Origin of the sequence: Arthrobacter sp. NtRootA1 (assembly GCF_019976975.1) — a bacterium.
Classification (GTDB): domain Bacteria; phylum Actinomycetota; class Actinomycetes; order Actinomycetales; family Micrococcaceae; genus Arthrobacter; species Arthrobacter aromaticivorans.
The window spans coordinates 283858-301114 of sequence record NZ_AP024630.1 but is presented as its reverse complement, the minus strand read 5'-3'; the positions used below and the strand labels follow the sequence as shown (position 1 = coordinate 301114).

Sequence of the window (17257 nt, the reverse complement as noted above, 5' to 3'; positions counted from 1 at the left end):
GGAATGAGGGGATGTCAATGGCGGCACCAGAGGGAATGTTCGTATTGGAAGGCCGGCCCACGGCACAGCTGATCGCTGATCAGCTGCGTGAGCTTATTGTCCAAGGGGCCTTCAGCCCTGGACAGCAGGTCAACGAATCCGCCTTGGCCAGCCAGCTGAGCACTTCACGGGGTCCGCTCCGCGAGGCTCTCCAGCGGCTGTGCCAGGAGGGGATCCTGGTGAGCAAGCGCAACCGCGGCGTCTTCGTACTGGAACTTTCCACGCAGGATGTCAAGGAGATCTACGCCGTTCGTGAAGCCGTGGAACTGGCCGCGGCAAACACGCTATTGGACTCGGACTCGGAGCAGGTGGCAGACACCTGCCGCGAGCTCAAGGGCATCATTCGGAACATGGCCAAGCAGGTTGCGGCCTCGGACTGGCAGGCCATTGCCCGTCTCGACATGCAATTCCACACCGCCTTCGTTTCAGGCACTGGAAACACGCGGCTGATACGGATCTATGAGACTCTCGCAGCCGAATCCAGGATGTGTATTTTGAGCCTGGAGGTGGCATACCCCCGCATTGATGTTCTTGTGCAGGAGCACCAGCAGATCCTGGAGTTCCTTGAAGCCCGGGACCGCAGCGGACTTCAGCAGGCCATCAAACGCCATATGCAGAAGGCAGTGGAGGACCTCACCGCCAGCCCCGAAGCAACGGGAATTACTGCTTAGGAAAGTCTCCATACAGGAAGGGCCCGGTTCAATTGAACCGGGCCCTTCCTGCAGTTAGCTTGCCTGTGCAGCTACTTTGCTTGTGCAGTTAGTTCGTGGGAACGTCCGTGACAACCCACATCTTCCGCAGTGTCTCGTGGATGGTCCAGGTGCCCGTCCATCCTGCCGGAGTAACGAACAACGTTCCGGGACCGATGTCGAAGCTGGTTCCGTCTTCTTCAGTGATGGTCCCCTTGCCACTGAGGATCTGGCAGATCTCGTCGTAACCCGGGCGGGTGCTCTTGAAGACACCGGGCGTGACCTCCCAGATGCCTGTCTTGTGGTTGTCGCGGGCCCACAGACGGAACGAGACCTCAGTCTGGCCCGGCGTGCTGGTGGTTGCTTTGGGGATGTGCTCCCCCGGGTCCTGCGTTGTTGCGTCGCTCATGACAGTGGCCTTGATCATGGATTCTCCTTCTGGGACTGCGCCCTTTTGAACGTGCCTGCCGTCTTTGGAAAGCACAGTCTCCATCCTAGCAATTGTCAACAATCGACGATAGACTTGAGGAGAAAATATTCGCGGGACGCCTTGGCACCGATGCCAGCCCCGTCACCAAGGAGAACATTTCCCATGAAACTCATCTGGAAAAGCAGCCTGGAAAGTACCCCTGCCGCGTGCAGCGCGCAAAGCCGGAGGACATCGCTCTGGAACTCCCTGGAAGCTGGAGACGTAGTTTCGCTCAGCCTGCGCGGCTACGAATACCACAGGGGCACCGTGGACGACCGGACTGCGGACGGACAAACGATCTGGGTAATAGACCGCATCGGCGAACGGCGGCTTTTCCACATCGATGATGACTACGATCTGCTGGTCGCCTCCCAAGGCTGACAGCCCCCTCCGGACTCACAGCGCCCCGGACCCACAGCCCTCCGGACTGACAGCGCAAGGCAAGCAACAGCTACCAAGGCTCTAGCCCCGGCCGGCCGGCAAGAGTACGGTCGAGGTGACGATGTAGCAGGACAGCCGGGAGCCCGGGACAGGGACTGGCCGTCCTTGGTTCTTAGAGGAGCCTCACAGTGGCTGGATGGAATGCAGATACAGCAGCCGGACCTCTCGGCGCCGGGACTGTCACCTTGGTGGAAGGCACGTCCTTCTGCATCTCCCTGCCTAATGGGGACATTCACCCTGATCATCCCCACGGCATGTTTTTCCAGGACACACGGGTCCTGTCCTATTGGGTCCTCACCATCAACGGCCAGCCGCTTGAGCCACTGACCGCCCAGACAAAAGAGCCCTACAGGGCAGCCTTCGCCGGCCGCATCACACGGTCTGACGGATATGCGGATACGCCGCTCATCGTGGAGCGCTTACGGGAAGTAGGCGTGGGAATGGTGGAGCATGTCACCGTCAGCAACCATTCGATGGAACCCGTGGAATGTTTGGTCGAATTCGCAGTGGGCTCGGACTTCGCGGACGTTTTCGAAGTCAAGGAAGCACGGGTCCAGAGGCAGTGGGAGGAATCCCGCGAGTACCACCACAACACGCTGACCATCCGCTCCCGCTGGCAGGATGTCCGGAAGTCCGTCGTCGTAAGTTCCGATGTTGCCGAGGCGACCCGCGAGGGCCTCAGATACCGGACCACCATCCCTCCACGGGGGCATTGGAGCACCGTGGTCACCATTACTCCCGGAACCGAGGGAGGGGCGCCGGTGGCTCCTGTGGTGCGTCCCGCCGTCGGCGAGTTGTCCCGCAGCGATCTGCGTCGCCAGGAATGGGTGGCCAAAATTCCCGTGCTGCACATGGGCAACCACTCCATCGAGAGGACGCTGCGGCGCAGCTATGACGATCTTGGCGCCCTCCGCATTGAAGACCCCACACACCCGGACAGGGTGGTTGTGGCGGCCGGAGCGCCATGGTTCATGACGCTTTTCGGCCGCGACTCCCTCTGGGCTTCGGAGATGGCGATGCCCGTTGATCCGTCCCTCGCGCTGGGCACCCTGCAAACGCTTGCTGACCGGCAGGGCAAGGTGGTGGATCCCATCAGTGAGGAAGAGCCCGGGAAGATCCTGCATGAGGTCAGGCTGGATGTCTCCAGCGGCCTGTCGCTCGGCGGGAAATCCGTTTACTACGGCAGCATCGATGCCACTCCGCTGTTCGTGGTGTTACTGGGTTCGGTCAGCCGGTGGGGGTTCGCCAAAGACACCATTGCGGCCCTGCTGCCCAACGCGGACCGTGCCCTGGACTGGATCCGGGACTATGGCGACAGGGACGGCGATGGATTCGTCGAGTATCAGCGGCTCAATGACCGCGGACTGATCAACCAGGGCTGGAAGGACTCGTGGGACGGCATCAATTTTGCCGACGGGCGCCTCGCGGAGCCGCCTATCGCCCTCTGCGAAGTTCAGGCGTACGTGTATGACGCGTACATGGCACGGGCGTGGATAGCGTACGACGCCGGAGACGCACCTTTGGCGCGGGAACTCGCCGATCGGGCAGCGGAGCTAAAAGTCCGGTTCAACGAGCAATTCTGGATGCCGGACCGCGGCTATTACGCCATCGCCTTGGACGGCAGGAAACGGCAGGTTGACGCGTGCGCCTCCAACATGGGGCACTGCCTGTGGGTGGGGTTGGTGGACGAGGACAAGGCGCCGCTGGTGGCCGAACGGCTGATGTCTCCCGAAATGTTCAGCGGGTGGGGGGTGCGTACCCTCGGAACCGATATGGGCGCCTACAACCCGGCCAGTTACCACAACGGTTCGGTGTGGCCGCACGATAATGCCGTGATTGCCGCCGGCCTGATGCGCTACGGATTCGTGGAGGAGGCCCAGCGCATTTCGACAGCCCTGCTCGAGGCTGCCGATTACTCCGAGGGTCGCCTCCCGGAGCTGTTCTGTGGCTTCAGCAGGGAGCAATACAGCGAGCCCGTTCCGTATCCCACCGCGTGCTCACCACAAGCATGGGCAGCCACCTCGCCCATCCAACTGGTCACCAGCCTGATGAGATACGACACCCATGTGTCCCGTGGGGGGTTCTGGATGGATCCCCAGCTGCCGGCGTCCTACGGGGACCTGCATATCACCAATGCGCCCATGGGTGGAGGCCGGGTAACCATCGATATCGCGGATTCCGTTCCCACCGTGCAGGGGCTTCCGGAAGGGATGGTCTTCCATAAAGGACACCGGCCCTGGTTGACCGAACTTGTGCAGCAGGCCGGCCTCCGGAAGGAGGTCTGACAGTTATGAGGTTGTCAGCAAATCGGCTGCGGGACGGGCGGCTGTTTCGCCCACGATACCGGCGGCTTCGCGCATGATCCAGAGAGCTGGCGTGCCGTGCAGGGCGGGCATCACCTCACCCTTCGTGATGAGACGCGTGGCCCGTGGATCTCCCGCGACAGACCACCATCCGGTCTTGGGGCAGTGGTGCCCGGTGCGCGATGTTTCAACGAGCTCTGGAGTCGGGGTAGCGGGGCGTCGCTTCTTCATGGCAGGTCCTTCACGCAAGGGGCTTTTGGCGGATGCAAAGCCCGGTTTGAGGTAATGAATCCAGCGTAGCAATTGTCAACAATTGACGATAGTACCTAGCGAAGGGAATTTCGGGCGTGGCCCAGCGAACGGTTTCGGATCTCATCGTCGAACGCCTTCAAGCGTGGGGCGTGGACAGGGTGTTCGGATACAGCGGGGACGGCATCAACGGTTTCATGGGCGCGCTCCGTAGAGCTCAGGATGCGGTGGAATTCGTGCAGGCAAGGCACGAAGAAGCAGCCGCCTTCATGGCCGTAGGGCACGGAAAATACACTGGCGGCGTCGGGGTGGTGACTTCGACGCAAGGTCCGGGAGCTATCCACCTGCTCAACGGACTCTACGACGCCAAAATGGACGGCGTTCCAGTGGTGGCGATCATTGGCCAGCAAAGCACCACCGTCCTGGGCTCCGGGTACATGCAGGAAATCGACCTGTTGACAGTGTTCAAGGACGTTGCGGCACAATTTGCACAGCTCGCCAGTTCCCCGGAACAGGTCCCCATGCTCCTGGATCGCGCGTTCCGTACAGCGCTGGAGACGAAGTCCCCGTGCGTCGTGATCATCCCCCACGACATCCAGTCGGCCGAGGCTCCCGAACTCGAACATGAGCACGGAATCGTTGTCACCGCCCCTGTATGGCACCCCGCACGGGTGATGCCGCGTGAGGAAGACCTGGATGCCGCCGTCGAGATCCTTTCCAAAGGTGAGCGAGTCGCGTTCCTGGTGGGTCAGGGAGCGCGGGGTGCCCGGACCGAGGCCCAAGCGCTGGCCGAAAAGCTGCGGGCCGGCATCACCACCAGCCTGCTGGGAAAGCCCTACGTCGACGAGACGCTGGCCTTCGCTTCCGGCACCATGGGCCACCTCGGCACTTCTGCCAGCACCTACGTCCTGAACAACTGCGACACACTGCTGATTATCGGCTCCAACGATCCCTGGACGGAGTTCTACCCGAAACCTGGAACTGCCAAAGCTGTCCAGATCGACATTGATGGCCGGAAGGTTGCCAACCGTTACCCCGTGGAGGTTGGAGTGGTGGGTGATGCGGCCGCGTCGCTGGCCGAACTCACCCGGCGGCTCGATCAGCAGCCCAACCAGCCGGAAAGCGCACGTTCCCAGTGGCGTTCCGACGTCGAAAGCCAGGTCCGCGCCTGGCGTCATCTTTCAGAGGAACGCGCCAACATCCCCGCAGATCCCGTGAACCCGGAACTCGTGGTCCGCGAACTCAACGGCAGGCTTCCGGACAACGCACAGTTGAGCATCGACGTCGGCAGTTGCGTTTACTGGTACGCCCGCCAACTGACCCTTCCGCCCGGCGTCCCGGCCCATCTGAGCGGCACGCTCGCCAGCATGGGCTGCGCGATTCCCTATGGCCTGGCTGCCAAGCTTGCTTACCCGGACCGGCCCCTGGTGGCTCTTGCAGGCGATGGCGGGATGCAGATGCTGGGCATTGCGGAGCTGATCACCGTGGCGCATCGGTGGCGCAACTGGGCCGATCCCCGGTTCGTGGTGTGCGTTTTCAACAACCGCGACCTTGCCGAGGTCTCCTGGGAGCAGCGCGAAAACGAGGCCGAACCGCGGTTCAATGCCAGCCAGGAGATCCCGGACTTTCCTTATGCCGCCTATGCGGAGCTGCTGGGCCTGGCCGGAATACGCGTGGAGGACCCGGCCAAGCTCGGCGACGCGTGGGATTACGCTTTCTCGCTGGACCGCCCTGCAGTCCTGGAGGTCCTGACAGACCCGGACATCCCACTGCTTCCGCCCTTCCCTGCCGGAGAAAGGAAGCTGGAAGACATGCGGTCCGCGCTGGCCGATGAAGGCGGCGACGGCGAGCGCGCCCGGAAGCTGCTGGATAGCTATGCGGAGGCCGAGTCCCGTCTCCGGGACCCGGCCTGAACGTAGCCTAGAGGTTCTCCACCAAAGAAACGTCGCGCACGGCTCCCTTGTCCGCCGAGAGCGCCATGGCGGCGTAGGCACGGAGCGCGGGAGACACGTGGCGTTCGCGGTCCTTCGGCTTGTACCCCCCGTTGACTTCCAGTTTTTCGCGGCGTTCGGCGAGGATCTCGTCGGAAACCTGCAACTGGAGGGAGCGCTGGGTGATATCGATGCTGATGATGTCGCCGTTCTCCACCAAGGCAATCGCGCCACCCGAGGCAGCTTCCGGGGAGATGTGCCCGATCGAGAGGCCTGAGGTACCGCCGGAGAAACGGCCGTCCGTGATAAGCGCGCACTTCTTGCCCAGGCCGCGGCCCTTGAGGAACGAGGTGGGGTAGAGCATTTCCTGCATGCCTGGTCCACCTCGGGGGCCTTCGTAGCGGATGACCACCACGTCGCCTTCCTTGATGGTCTTGTTCAGGATCTTCTCCACGGCTTCGTCCTGTGACTCGCACACAACAGCGGGTCCTTCGAAGATCCAGATGGACTCGTCCACGCCGGCCGTCTTCACAACCGCACCGTCCACGGCGACGTTGCCCCGCAGCACAGCCAGGCCGCCGTCCTTGGAGTAGGCGTGCTCCACGGAGCGGATGCAGCCACCCTCCGCGTCGGTGTCCAGGGAGGTCCACTCGTTCGACTGCGAGAACGCAGTGGAGGAGCGGACGCCACCGGGAGCCGCGTGCCACAGCGCCTCGGCTTCTTCGGTGGCCTTGCCGCCGCGGATGTCCCAGTCGTCCAGCCACCCGTCCAAATCGTTGGAGTGCACGGAGTGGACGTTCTTGTGCAGGAGGCCGCCGCGGTTCAGTTCACCCAGCAGGGCGGGGATGCCACCGGCGCGGTGCACGTCTTCCATGTAATAGGTCTTGTCTCCGGCCACGTTCGGGGCCACCTTGGCCAGGCAGGGCACCTGACGGGACTTGGCGTCCATTTCGGCCAGGCCGTAATCCACGCCCGCTTCCTGGGCCGCGGCGAGCAGGTGCAGGATCGTGTTGGTGGAGCCGCCCATGGAAATATCCAGGGCCATGGCGTTGTCAAAAGCCTCGGCAGTGGCGATGTTGCGAGGCAGGACCGAGTCGTCGTCGCCGTCGTAATAGCGCTTCACGAGTTCGACGATCGTGGCGCCCGCCTTCTCGTACAGCGCCTTGCGGGCGGTGTGGGTCGCAAGCACGGAGCCGTTGCCGGGCAGGGCCAGGCCAATGGCCTCGGCGAGGCAGTTCATGGAGTTGGCGGTGAACATGCCCGAGCAGGAACCGCATGTCGGGCAGGCGTTCTCTTCGATGAGGTTGATGTCTTCATCGGAGATGGACTCGTCCACGGCGTCGGCAATTGCGTTCACCAGGTCCAGGGAGCGCACGGACCCGTCTGTCAGGGTCACGCGGCCGGCCTCCATGGGACCGCCGGAAACGAATACAACAGGGATGTTCAGGCGCAGGGCCGCCATGAGCATACCGGGGGTGATCTTGTCGCAGTTGGAGATACAGACCAATGCGTCGGCGCAGTGGGCGTTGACCATGTACTCAACGGAGTCCGCGATCAGGTCGCGGGACGGCAAGGAGTAGAGCATGCCCGAGTGGCCCATGGCGATGCCGTCGTCCACTGCGATGGTGTTGAATTCGCGCGGCACTGCACCGGCGGCGAGGATCGCATCGGAGACGATCCGGCCCACGGGAGCAAGGTGGGTGTGGCCGGGTACGAACTCGGTGAAACTGTTGGCGACAGCGATGATCGGCTTACCGATGTCCGTGTTGGCGACGCCGGAGGCGCGCAGCAGTGCGCGGGCGCCGGCCATGTTGCGGCCGTGGGTGACTGTTCTAGAGCGAAGTGCAGGCATGTATACCATCCTGCTGGTGTTCCGCGTCGCGTGGAAGACGGCCCTGCTACTAGTAGTGAAAGTAACAGAGTAATAGTGTTGACTCCGTGAACGATGAGAGACGCAAAGAACTGGGACTATTCCTCAGGACCCGCCGTACCCAGGCCCTGCGTTCCGACTACGGTCTTCCTCCAGTAGGGCGCAGCCGGGAGCGGGGCCTCCGTCGGGAAGAGATCGCGTTCCTGTCCGGAGTCAGCGTCACCTGGTACACCTGGCTTGAGCAAGGCCGGGATATCAGCCCTTCCCGGCAGGTGCTCGAAGCCGTAGCCCGCACGCTGCATCTATCCGACACCGGGCTCAGCTACGTCCTGTCGTTAGGCGGATATTCGTCCGCCATGCCAAAGGGGCCCGTTGCAGCTGATGCTCCCCCACACGTGCAACGGCTGCTCGACGCCTTGGACCCCAACCCGGCCTACGCACTCTCGCCGGACTGGGGCGTCGCAGGCTGGAACCAGGCCTACCAAGCCCTGTACCCGAACATCGCGACCTTCGACGCCTCGGACAGGAACCTGTTATGGCTGGTGTTCACCGATCCTTATGTCCGTGACCTGCTCCCGGATTGGGACGTCACCAGCAAGCGGTTCCTTGCCGAGTTCAGGGCCGAAACGGGTCAGAGACTTGGCGATCCCGATGTTGAGTTCCAGGTTGAACGGCTCAAGCAAGCCAGCCCGGAGTTCCAGGAAAGCTGGGACCGCTACGACATCCTGGGCTTCGAGTCCCGGGAACGGCTTTTCCATCACCCCGCGGTGGGCGTGCTGCAGCTGGAGCACCACCAGGTCTCGCCGTCGGACAGGCCCGATCTCCACATTGTGGTCTACACACCGGCGCCCGGGAGCGACGCAGCCGAGCAGATGCAGCGGCTGATGGGCAGTAGCTAACGCCCTGGCCAGGCAGTTTCATCCGGAGTAGCCAGCGTGAGCACAGCCTCCTCCACGGTCTCATGGTCCTCAAGCTCACGCTCGATCCGGCGCAAGGCAACTGCTACTTGGTGTTCCGGGTGGTCACCCTGGAGGTCGACGGCGGCCACGACGTACAGTTTGCGCGGACCGACGAACTCCACATGGAGGTAGGTGAGCCGGGCAATGTCCCTATGTTCGAGCACACGGCGGGCGATGGAACGTTCAATGTCCGGCGTGACGCCCTGGCCTACCAGGAAGCGCCGGTTCCGGTCGATCAGCACCACGGCAACAACCGCCAGCAGAACACCGACGATGATCGAGCCGACGGCGTCCAGCACGGCCGAACCCGTGACTTGGTGCAGGAACACACCGGCAAACGCGACCACCAGGCCGATCAGTGCAGCAGCATCCTCTGCGAATACGGCCCGCAAGGTGGGATCCGAGCTGATAAGGACCTGCTTCAGGGTGTTCCGTTCCAGCTGTTGCGCCATCTTCCTGGTCTGGCGGAAGGCCTGGACAAACGAAACTCCTTCCAGGACAAAGGCCACGGCCAGGACCACGTACGCCACCAGGAAGTCCGAGGCGGGCTCCGGCGTGATGATCTGCTGGATGCCGTGCATTATGGACACCACTGCGCCCGCGGTGAACAGCCCGAAAGCGGCAAACATGGACCAGACGTATGCTTCCCTGCCATAACCCATGGGATGGCTGTCATCCCGAGGGCGCCGGGAGCGTCGTTCCGCCACGAAGAGGAATACCTGGTTACCGGTGTCCGCCCAGGAATGCGCGGCTTCGGCGGTCATGGAAGCAGATCCGGTGATGACGGCAGCCACCGATTTGGCCGCCGCAACGAGGGCGTTAGCCGCAAAGGCAATGGCAACGGTCAACAGCGTGGAGCTGGGCTTATCACGCTTCTCGGATGCCGCCATGGAGATACCGTACCCAACCGGAGGCCCGTCAAGCAGCAGTGGAGGTCGGGATAGCAGCGCAACTCCCTGCGTAACAAGTTGCCCCACTCTGTGAGCCATGCCATATTCATTCCATGATCAGCCTGTTGGACAGCTGGACTGCTGGACAAACCAAAGTCGTAAGGGTCGGTGCCGCCGAGGCAGTGCTTGCCACCCTGAGGGCTGCCATTGAAGACGGCAGCCTTCCAGTAGGTTCGCGCCTGGATTCGGAAGCCACGTTGGCGCAGCAGTTCGGCGTCAGCAGGACCATGGTGCGCGAGGCCCTGAAGTCTTCAAACGCCTTGGGCCTGACCGTAACCCGGACGGGCAAGGGCACTTTCGTCATCGCCGACAAAGTTGGCCAGGACCTGAAACTGGGCAAATACTCGGCGCGCGAACTCCTGCAGGCACGGCCTCACATTGAAGTGCCGGCCGCCAGCTTGGCCGCGGAACACCGCAGCCAGCAGGATGTGGAATCACTCCGGGAAATCCTGCGGGCCATGGATGAAGAAGATGATCTGGAACAGTGGGTCATCCTCAACTCCGAGTTCCACGCGATCATCGCCCGCAGCAGTGGCAATGGCGTCTTCGCGTCGATGCTTTCAGACATCGAGGAGGCCATGGCCAACCAGTCCAGCACCTTGAACCAGGTTGTGGACCGGAGGAAGGAATCCGGACTCGAGCACGCGGCCATTTTTGAAGCCATCGAAAATGGCTCGGCTCAAGATGCCGGGATCGCCATGATGCGGCACCTTCATGGCGTAGAAGGATCGCTTGGGGCTGTCCTACCGGTCTCGGCGCCCTAAAGCCCTGGATCGAACAACGCAGCCCACCACACCATTCGGACGGGTTCAACGACGAATCCGCCCCGTCTCATTGCGCCCCGCGGGGTGCCTGACCATAGGAAATGATGACAAAAAAGTCGACCGCTTGGACACGGCCATGACAACGACTTCCATCAAAGCCCCCACCCGAACCACGAGCCAGACCCGAACCCAACTCACCAGAAGCCAAATCCTCAACTACCTTGCTCGCAATGGCGCAAGCAAAGTATCAGATATCACCCACGGCGTCACAGCCTGCAAAGATACCGTCAAGGCCCGCCTCTCCGAACTGGAGGAAGAAGGATCCATCCGGGCAAACGTTCCCGCCGATATCCGCGGAAGAACCACGCCCTACTACTCGCTCACCACAGCTGACCTTCCGCCGGAGCCACCGAAAACAATCATCACTGTGCACATCAAGCACGCTGCTGACGGCCGGCTGACGTTGGCATTCGACGACTACCCGGGGCTCACAACTACAGCCCGGAGCTTCGTCGACATACCGGCGGCTGCCCGCAACGCCGCGTCCCGTTACACCGGCCACCCCGAGGCCAGCTTCGCAGTCCACATCCGCTTTTGAAACAACGACGGCGGTACGCGCCATAGGTGCGTACCGCCGTCGTTCTTCTGCACCCCGGATTTTTTGACCCAGGCCCGTCAACCCCCCGGCATTTCCTCAACCCCCAGTGCGATGGATCGTGAATGCGGTGAGGAAGCCTACGGCTGCAGTCAACCCGGTCAGGTTGTGGTGTTCTTCGAAGGCCTCAGGAATCATCGTGTCCGCGAGCATGGCCAGTATGCCGCCTGCGGCAATGGCGGTAATGAAGGCGATAAGGGCCTCGGGTGCATTTTCCAGGGCCGTGTATCCCAGCAGGGAGGCAAGCCCACTGAAGACGGCTATCCCGGTCCACGTTCCAAAAACGTAGGCCCGGCTGCGTCCCGCCTTCTTCATCCCCGCTGTGCTGGACAGCCCCTCAGGCACATTGGAAATGAAAACTGCAGCGAGCATGGCAGGACTGACGGTGCCTGAAGCGAGAAGCCCAAGCCCGAGGACCACCGATTCGGGCACGCCATCGATGAGTGCACCCACCGCGATGGCTGTGCCGCTGCCGGGCGACTCCTTCTCGGAGGGCTGCCGTCCGCCGGAACGCTTCCGGTGCTTGGCGCCTGCCCGGTTCAGGAGAACGTTCGAACCGACAAAGATCACAGCCCCCGCAAGGAATCCGCCGATCGTCGGCAACAGGCCACCGCCCTCCACCGCTTCGTCGACGAGCTCGAATGCGAGTGCCGAGATCAGCACGCCTGCGCCGAAGGCCATGATGGTTGATACGACTTTTGGCGGGACTTTCCATAGCCAGGCAATTCCGGATCCAAGGACCAACGCCCCCCCGGCAACGGTTCCCCACATCAGCGCCTGCAGCCACATCGGCATGATTCCTTGCCCTTCCACGCAACCGGCTCGAACCTGCATGGTAAGCACACTTACTACTAATCCGCACAACCCATGGCGTTGCTCCGCGGGAGAGCGCAATATGGGGGAATGAACGCGCCCAGCGCCGACGGTCGTGGCGGGAATGGAAGTCCGGCGCCGGGTCCCACCGGATCCGGGAACCGCCTGCACCCGTGGAGCCGCTATGTGGCGATGGGCGATTCCTTTACCGAGGGGGTGGGCGATCCGGAGCCCGGCAGCCCCGGCGGACTCAGGGGCTGGGCTGACAGGGTCGCGGAAGAACTGAGCGCCGGCCACGAGGACTTCGCGTACGCCAACCTTGCAGTGCGCGGACGGCTGCTCCACCAGATCCTGGAGGAGCAGGTGGCCCCGGCCCTAGAGCTGCAGCCGGATCTCATTACGCTCAACGCCGGTGGAAATGACCTGCTGTTCCATAGGAGCGATCCCGACAAACTCGCCCTCGAACTTGATTCAGGTGTGACAGTCCTGGCGGCCACCGGCGCAACAATCCTGCTGTTCGCCGGCCCCGACTGGGGTGCAACCCCGGTACTCGGACACACCCGTGGCAAGGTAGCCATCTTCAACGAAAACATGCGCATCATCGCGGCCCGCCACGACGCCGTGATCGCCGACCTCTGGGCGTTGCGTCAGCTCACCAACCCGCAAATGTGGGATCCGGATCGGCTGCATTTCTCCCCGCTAGGCCAGCACACCATCGCCTCGATGGTGCTGGATACGCTCAATGTCCCGCACACTTTGGAGCCGATGGTTCCCAAGGCCCTGCCTCCACGTACGTGGCGGGAGGCGAGGGCGGACGACATCGTCTGGGCACGGGAACACCTGGTTCCCTGGGTTCTTCAACGCCTCACGCAAAGGCTCGCCGACGACAACCGACACCCCAAGCGGCCGGATCCCGGGCCCGTTTTTGGCGCCGGGATGCCGCCGGGGACGTACGTGGGAACGGATCCGCACAACGTGCACAGTGAGCGGGAACCCTGAAGAAACTAGCCCGTCGGCTGGGCCTCAGCTTGCGCGCGAATGCTCCAGGCGGACCAATCCAGGGGGTGAACCGAGGGACGTCCGAGCAAATATCCTTGGGCGGCAGTCACCTTTAATGCCGTGACTTCCTTGAGTTCGGCCGGAGTTTCGATGCCCTCCGCGACCACCGCAGCTCCAACTTCCCGGGCGAGCTCCACCACTGCCCTGGCCCGGATCCGTTGTCCCTCGCTGCCTTCGATGCCTTCAATGAGATGGCGGTCGAGTTTAATGATGTCCGGGCTCAGCTCGCTCAACAGGTCCATGGAAACGAAACCGGCCCCGGAAGCGCTGACAGCAACACGCAAGCCGAGCGAGCGCAACTGGCCGAGTCCGTCGTCGCGCGTTTGGCCTTCCAAGGCTTCCAGGCTGCCGGTTAGTTCAACGATGATCCGGTCCGGGGCCAGCGAGGCAGCAGCAAGCAGGTTCCGCACCCTCGGGTCACGGGACGTCGCCGGAGTGAGGTTCAAGGCAACATACATGTCGTGGGGGACGTCTTTGGCCGCAGTCAGCGCGCAGTGAAGGGCTGCGATCTCCAATTCAGTCCCCAGGCCTGCTTCCGCAGCCTCGCGGAACCAGACATCCGCGCCCGCGCCGTCCGCACCGACGAACCGGGTCAACGCTTCGACGCCCACTACGTTTCCGTCAGGCAGCGCGTGGACCGGCTGGAAGGCCGTCAACAAAAGCTTGTCCGCAAGTATTGTCTGGATGTCTTCCCGAACCTCCTGGCTGACGGGAACGGTCACCGTGCGCGCTGCATCGGAGGACTCAAGGTGGACACTGGAAACTTCCTGCAGAACCGGAACCGCCGGCTCTGAGGCCGACGCCTTCCGGGTTTCCAGCAGGTGCTCCAGCAAGGCGCCCTCGGGATCGTCCGGACGAGCCTCAATGAGCTGGCGAAGTTTGTTCCTGGCCTCTTCACTCTTCGGATCAGAATCAGTGAGGATGGCATCGATGATGTCCAACACCTGTTCGCGCATGGTCATGTCCTGGGCAAAGGTGGACGCGTCGACGTCCTCCGCTGATGCGTGATCGGCACCGGCGCCCGGTGGAAAAGAGCCCGCTTCTTGAGCCATTGAATATTCCTTTATGAGTATCCCCCGCTGGCTAAGCCAGACATGACCTGACCCGGAAAAGCATGGGCCTTGCCACGAATCTTACAGAGAAGTGCCGCGTTCCAGCTATGGGCCTCGGCCAGTATGGGAAAACCGTGTCGTCCGGCAGCCAGCACTGGGATGCTGGAGGTGTGATGTCGACTTCCACGGAATCCCGGACCGCGCTCACCTGGAAGCTTTTGCCAGCGGGCCTGCTATCCCTGTCCGGGGTGCCGCTTTTCGCCCTGGGCAATGATTTTCTCGGCTACGCACTCGTGACGGCCAGCATTGTCACGGCTGTCTTTATCGACCCCCGCTTGATGCGGCACCTGGCATTGATAGCAGCCGGAATGGTCACCATCAGTCTTGTGCCCCTGAACGCAGATCTCAGCATCGAACATATGGCACTCATGGGTGGCGCCTTGGCTTTGGCCGTGCTGGTTCCGTGGCTTGTATCCCGCTACCTGTACGACGAAAGGATCATCAAATTTCCGGTCAATACTGGCCGTCCATGGCCGCTCGCCGCGAAGCTATACCTGACGGGCGTCGTAGCGCTTGGATACTTCATCCTCCCGGCATACCTGATCCGGACAGGCGTCTACCACAATTGGCCGGACGCCTCCGATCCCAGCATCTTCTGGCGCCTTTTCCTCGGAGTGAACTCCGTGGGCATTTGGGACGAACTGTTCTTCATCTGCACCACTTTCACGCTGTTGCGCCAACACTTCCCCGACTGGTTGGCCAACCTCCTGCAAGCCGTGGTCTTCTCATCCTTCCTGTGGGAGATCGGCTACCAAGCCTGGGGTCCCCTGCTGACCTTCCCGTTCGCGCTGCTGCAGGGATATACGTTCAAGCTGACGAAGTCCTTTACCTACGTTGTGTCAGTTCATCTGCTCTTCGATTTCGTCCTGTTCCTGGCCTTGGTCCATGCGCACAACCGCGACTGGTTGCCCATCTTCCTGTACTGAGACCTCTTGTTACCGCGAGTTGAACCATGACGCGGAGCGAACTGAACGGAGCGCTATCGCCACGGAACTCCGGTGCAGTCCGCCGAACGTGAGCCGAGAGATCCGCCAGCTACGTGAGAAACCCCCGGACACCGCATTGAACAAGCAGTCCCCGGCGCCGTCCTGCAGGAACTTCCGTGGCCCGGTTAGGAGCCCGCGCGCGTGTCGAAAGCGGCGGCTGATTCCCGGAAGAGACGCGCCACAGTGTCCAAGGGCAGGCTCGTTGGCCTCCGACGCTCATACCGCCGGAAGGCAATGTGCCTCGTCCCCAAGCCAGGTACGTCCAGGACGTCCACATGATCCTGAATCACGCCGGTGAGGGCCAGAGTAGGTACGATCGCAACCCCCTCACCGGCGGCAACGAGTGCCAAGGCGGTGAGCGTGTCCTGGTACTGATGTACCGTATCCACGCGGGCTCCGGTGGAGTGGCGGAGGCGCCCCAGAACAGCAAGGTTGGCAGCCGTCGGTTCCACCCCCAACCAGGGAAGATGCAAGCGGCTGAGGTCGATGTTGTCCGCGGCCAGCAGTGATCCGGCGGGCACCACCAACTTCCAAGGTTCATCCAGCAAGGGCTCCTCAACCATGCCGGCGGCAAGTGGATGCTGCACAGCAGCTGTCGAATCCTGTTCAACCACCACGGCATCGAGCTGTCGCTGGCGGAAGAGACGCATCAGAGCCGGGAAGCTGTCCTCCACAATCTGGATCTGCAGCTCGGGGTACTGGCTGCGCCATTCGGGCAGCCGTGGAATCACCACTGTCCGCATGAAACTGGTGAATCCGCCAACCCGGACCACCCCGGCGATTTGGGCTTCGCCCTGCATCCGGGCACGTGCAACGTTGAGTGCTCGCTCAATCTCTTCCCCCGCCTCAGCCACCGCCAATCCAGCGGGCGTCAGGACAGAACCTTTGGGAGTCCGCATGACCAGAGCCTGGCCCGCCTCGCTCTCCAGTTTGTTGAGCTGTTGTGACACCGCCGAGGGAGTAATCCGCAACTCGTCCGCCGCGGCCAGGACACCTCCTGTGCGTGCAACGGCAAGAAGAACCAGCAATCTCCGTGGGTCCATCTCCATGTTAAGAAATCCTAAATACGGGATTCAGAGGAATGCAATTGAACTAAATGAAAATCTGCATCAATATCTATCTCAGAGCTGCTGTTCGTCGATCCCGTAAAGGTCAGACCCAAGACAGCCCTACTCCTGAAAACACCTGTAACCGGCTGGCCTGCCGGGCGCTTCGTCCTGAAAGGAATCCAATGGAACTGCTGTGGGAAATGACCGGCTGGGCTGGCGCTGTGGCGATGCTCGGTTCTTACATGTCTGTCTCCATGGGTTGGTTGAAGCCGGGCGTCAGTTTCCAGACCGTGAACCTGTTTGGTTCTTGCGCCTTCATCATCAACGGCACAATGCACGCGGCCTGGCCGTCGGTGGCAACCAACGTGGCGTGGTTCCTCATCTCCGCGGTAGCACTGATTCGCCTCCGCGCCACGCGACAGCCTGTCCATGTGGAAGTCCAGGAGCAAAGGCCCCAGAACAACCCAGGCACCGGCGCCCACCTGATCATCCCGGTTCCCCAAACGGTGGCCAACTGCCCCTAGGGCTGTTTTCTAAATCCCTGCTCCTTAGCCGCGATGCTCCTGCGACACAGGAGGGACGGGGTTCCACGCGCTGATCGTGCGTTCACTCAGCCCGGTTAGCCGGGCGTTCTCGCTTCGGTTTCGCAAGACAGCAGATGGCCGAGGACGACGTCGCCCCTTTTTGGGCAAGGTGCCGTCCCAGCTCGACGTTGTGTAAATCGGCGTTCATTTCGTGAACGACGGTGAATCATTCACGCTCACTAGCGGAAACTAAGGCACGGGAACCCGCCCCAAACGGCGTAACTGCGGGACCCGGTAACCGTTCGACGGCGTCGTTTGTCGTCGCCGCGGCATCGGAGCTACCACGAGGCATCACCAGCTGCGGTCGGCCGCCTGTTCCGGGGACGGCTTCCTAA

Annotated in this window: 17 protein-coding genes; 10 read left to right on the top strand and 7 right to left on the bottom strand. The window is 62.3% G+C overall.

Features of this window, described 5'->3' with window-relative positions; translation table 11 throughout:
* Nucleotides 1–17 precede the first annotated feature (17 nt).
* Nucleotides 18–710, top strand: coding sequence for a GntR family transcriptional regulator (locus tag LDN90_RS01470; RefSeq protein ID WP_223947638.1), 693 nt, complete (start codon nucleotides 18–20; stop codon nucleotides 708–710).
* Nucleotides 711–798: 88 nt separating this feature from the next.
* On the opposite strand, the gene LDN90_RS01465 is transcribed toward LDN90_RS01470, so the two are convergent.
* Nucleotides 799–1155, bottom strand: coding sequence for a cupin domain-containing protein (locus LDN90_RS01465; protein WP_223947637.1), 357 nt, complete (start codon nucleotides 1153–1155; stop codon nucleotides 799–801).
* 165 nt (nucleotides 1156–1320) lie between these two features.
* On the opposite strand from LDN90_RS01465, the gene LDN90_RS01460 reads away from it, so the two are divergent.
* Together LDN90_RS01460 and LDN90_RS01455 are read left to right on the top strand one after the other, a co-directional pair.
* A complete protein-coding gene (locus LDN90_RS01460) occupies nucleotides 1321–1578 on the top strand; it encodes a hypothetical protein (protein WP_223947636.1) in 258 nt (85 codons plus the stop codon).
* 188 nt (nucleotides 1579–1766) lie between these two features.
* Nucleotides 1767–3923: a glycogen debranching N-terminal domain-containing protein gene (locus LDN90_RS01455; RefSeq protein ID WP_216922450.1), complete on the top strand. Its 2157-nt coding sequence runs from the start codon at nucleotides 1767–1769 to the stop codon at nucleotides 3921–3923.
* 3 nt (nucleotides 3924–3926) lie between these two features.
* Here the strand turns inward: LDN90_RS01455 and LDN90_RS01450 are convergent, their stop codons facing one another.
* Nucleotides 3927–4172: a hypothetical protein gene (locus LDN90_RS01450; protein WP_216922452.1), complete on the bottom strand. Its 246-nt coding sequence runs from the start codon at nucleotides 4170–4172 to the stop codon at nucleotides 3927–3929.
* A 116-nt stretch (nucleotides 4173–4288) separates the two neighbouring features.
* Between LDN90_RS01450 and LDN90_RS01445 the strand changes: the two genes are divergently transcribed.
* Complete coding sequence (locus LDN90_RS01445) at nucleotides 4289–6103, top strand: thiamine pyrophosphate-requiring protein (protein WP_223947635.1); 1815 nt, start codon at nucleotides 4289–4291, stop codon at nucleotides 6101–6103.
* Between the two features lie 7 nt (nucleotides 6104–6110).
* Here the strand turns inward: LDN90_RS01445 and ilvD are convergent, their stop codons facing one another.
* Entirely contained in the window at nucleotides 6111–7973 is a 1863-nt protein-coding gene (ilvD, locus tag LDN90_RS01440; protein ID WP_223947634.1) for a dihydroxy-acid dehydratase, read from the bottom strand.
* Between the two features lie 86 nt (nucleotides 7974–8059).
* Between ilvD and LDN90_RS01435 the strand changes: the two genes are divergently transcribed.
* Nucleotides 8060–8890, top strand: coding sequence for a helix-turn-helix transcriptional regulator (locus LDN90_RS01435; protein WP_216922457.1), 831 nt, complete (start codon nucleotides 8060–8062; stop codon nucleotides 8888–8890).
* Here the strand turns inward: LDN90_RS01435 and LDN90_RS01430 are convergent.
* Nucleotides 8887–9840 (bottom strand): cation transporter, encoded by a 954-nt coding sequence (locus LDN90_RS01430; protein ID WP_216922459.1) that lies wholly within the window; start codon nucleotides 9838–9840, stop codon nucleotides 8887–8889. The two genes, LDN90_RS01435 and LDN90_RS01430, sit on opposite strands and share 4 nt — an antisense overlap.
* Before the next feature lie 116 nt (nucleotides 9841–9956).
* Between LDN90_RS01430 and LDN90_RS01425 the strand changes: the two genes are divergently transcribed.
* Both LDN90_RS01425 and LDN90_RS01420 read left to right on the top strand, forming a co-directional pair.
* Nucleotides 9957–10664 (top strand): FadR/GntR family transcriptional regulator, encoded by a 708-nt coding sequence (locus LDN90_RS01425; RefSeq protein ID WP_216922849.1) that lies wholly within the window; start codon nucleotides 9957–9959, stop codon nucleotides 10662–10664.
* Between the two features lie 136 nt (nucleotides 10665–10800).
* Complete coding sequence (locus LDN90_RS01420) at nucleotides 10801–11262, top strand: hypothetical protein (RefSeq protein ID WP_216922461.1); 462 nt, start codon at nucleotides 10801–10803, stop codon at nucleotides 11260–11262.
* A 96-nt stretch (nucleotides 11263–11358) separates the two neighbouring features.
* Here the strand turns inward: LDN90_RS01420 and LDN90_RS01415 are convergent, their stop codons facing one another.
* The gene (locus LDN90_RS01415) at nucleotides 11359–12114 is read right to left on the bottom strand and encodes a ZIP family zinc transporter (RefSeq protein WP_216922463.1); all 756 of its coding nucleotides are present in this window, start codon (nucleotides 12112–12114) and stop codon (nucleotides 11359–11361) included.
* Between the two features lie 108 nt (nucleotides 12115–12222).
* Here LDN90_RS01415 and LDN90_RS01410 point away from each other — a divergent pair, with 108 nt between their 5' ends.
* A complete protein-coding gene (locus LDN90_RS01410) occupies nucleotides 12223–13131 on the top strand; it encodes an SGNH/GDSL hydrolase family protein (protein ID WP_223947633.1) in 909 nt (302 codons plus the stop codon).
* A 5-nt stretch (nucleotides 13132–13136) separates the two neighbouring features.
* Here LDN90_RS01410 and LDN90_RS01405 read toward each other — a convergent pair whose 3' ends face one another.
* Nucleotides 13137–14243 (bottom strand): EAL domain-containing protein, encoded by a 1107-nt coding sequence (locus LDN90_RS01405; RefSeq protein WP_216922466.1) that lies wholly within the window; start codon nucleotides 14241–14243, stop codon nucleotides 13137–13139.
* Between the two features lie 173 nt (nucleotides 14244–14416).
* On the opposite strand from LDN90_RS01405, the gene LDN90_RS01400 reads away from it, so the two are divergent.
* Nucleotides 14417–15229 carry a CPBP family intramembrane glutamic endopeptidase gene (locus LDN90_RS01400; protein WP_223947632.1) on the top strand — a complete coding sequence of 271 codons (813 nt, stop codon included), beginning with the start codon at nucleotides 14417–14419 and terminating at the stop codon, nucleotides 15227–15229.
* Nucleotides 15230–15414: 185 nt separating this feature from the next.
* On the opposite strand, the gene LDN90_RS01395 is transcribed toward LDN90_RS01400, so the two are convergent.
* Nucleotides 15415–16338 (bottom strand): LysR family transcriptional regulator, encoded by a 924-nt coding sequence (locus LDN90_RS01395; RefSeq protein ID WP_223947631.1) that lies wholly within the window; start codon nucleotides 16336–16338, stop codon nucleotides 15415–15417.
* 182 nt (nucleotides 16339–16520) lie between these two features.
* On the opposite strand from LDN90_RS01395, the gene LDN90_RS01390 reads away from it, so the two are divergent.
* On the top strand, nucleotides 16521–16862 hold the full coding sequence (locus tag LDN90_RS01390) for a hypothetical protein (protein WP_223947630.1): 342 nt from the start codon (nucleotides 16521–16523) through the stop codon (nucleotides 16860–16862).
* Nucleotides 16863–17257 lie beyond the last annotated feature (395 nt).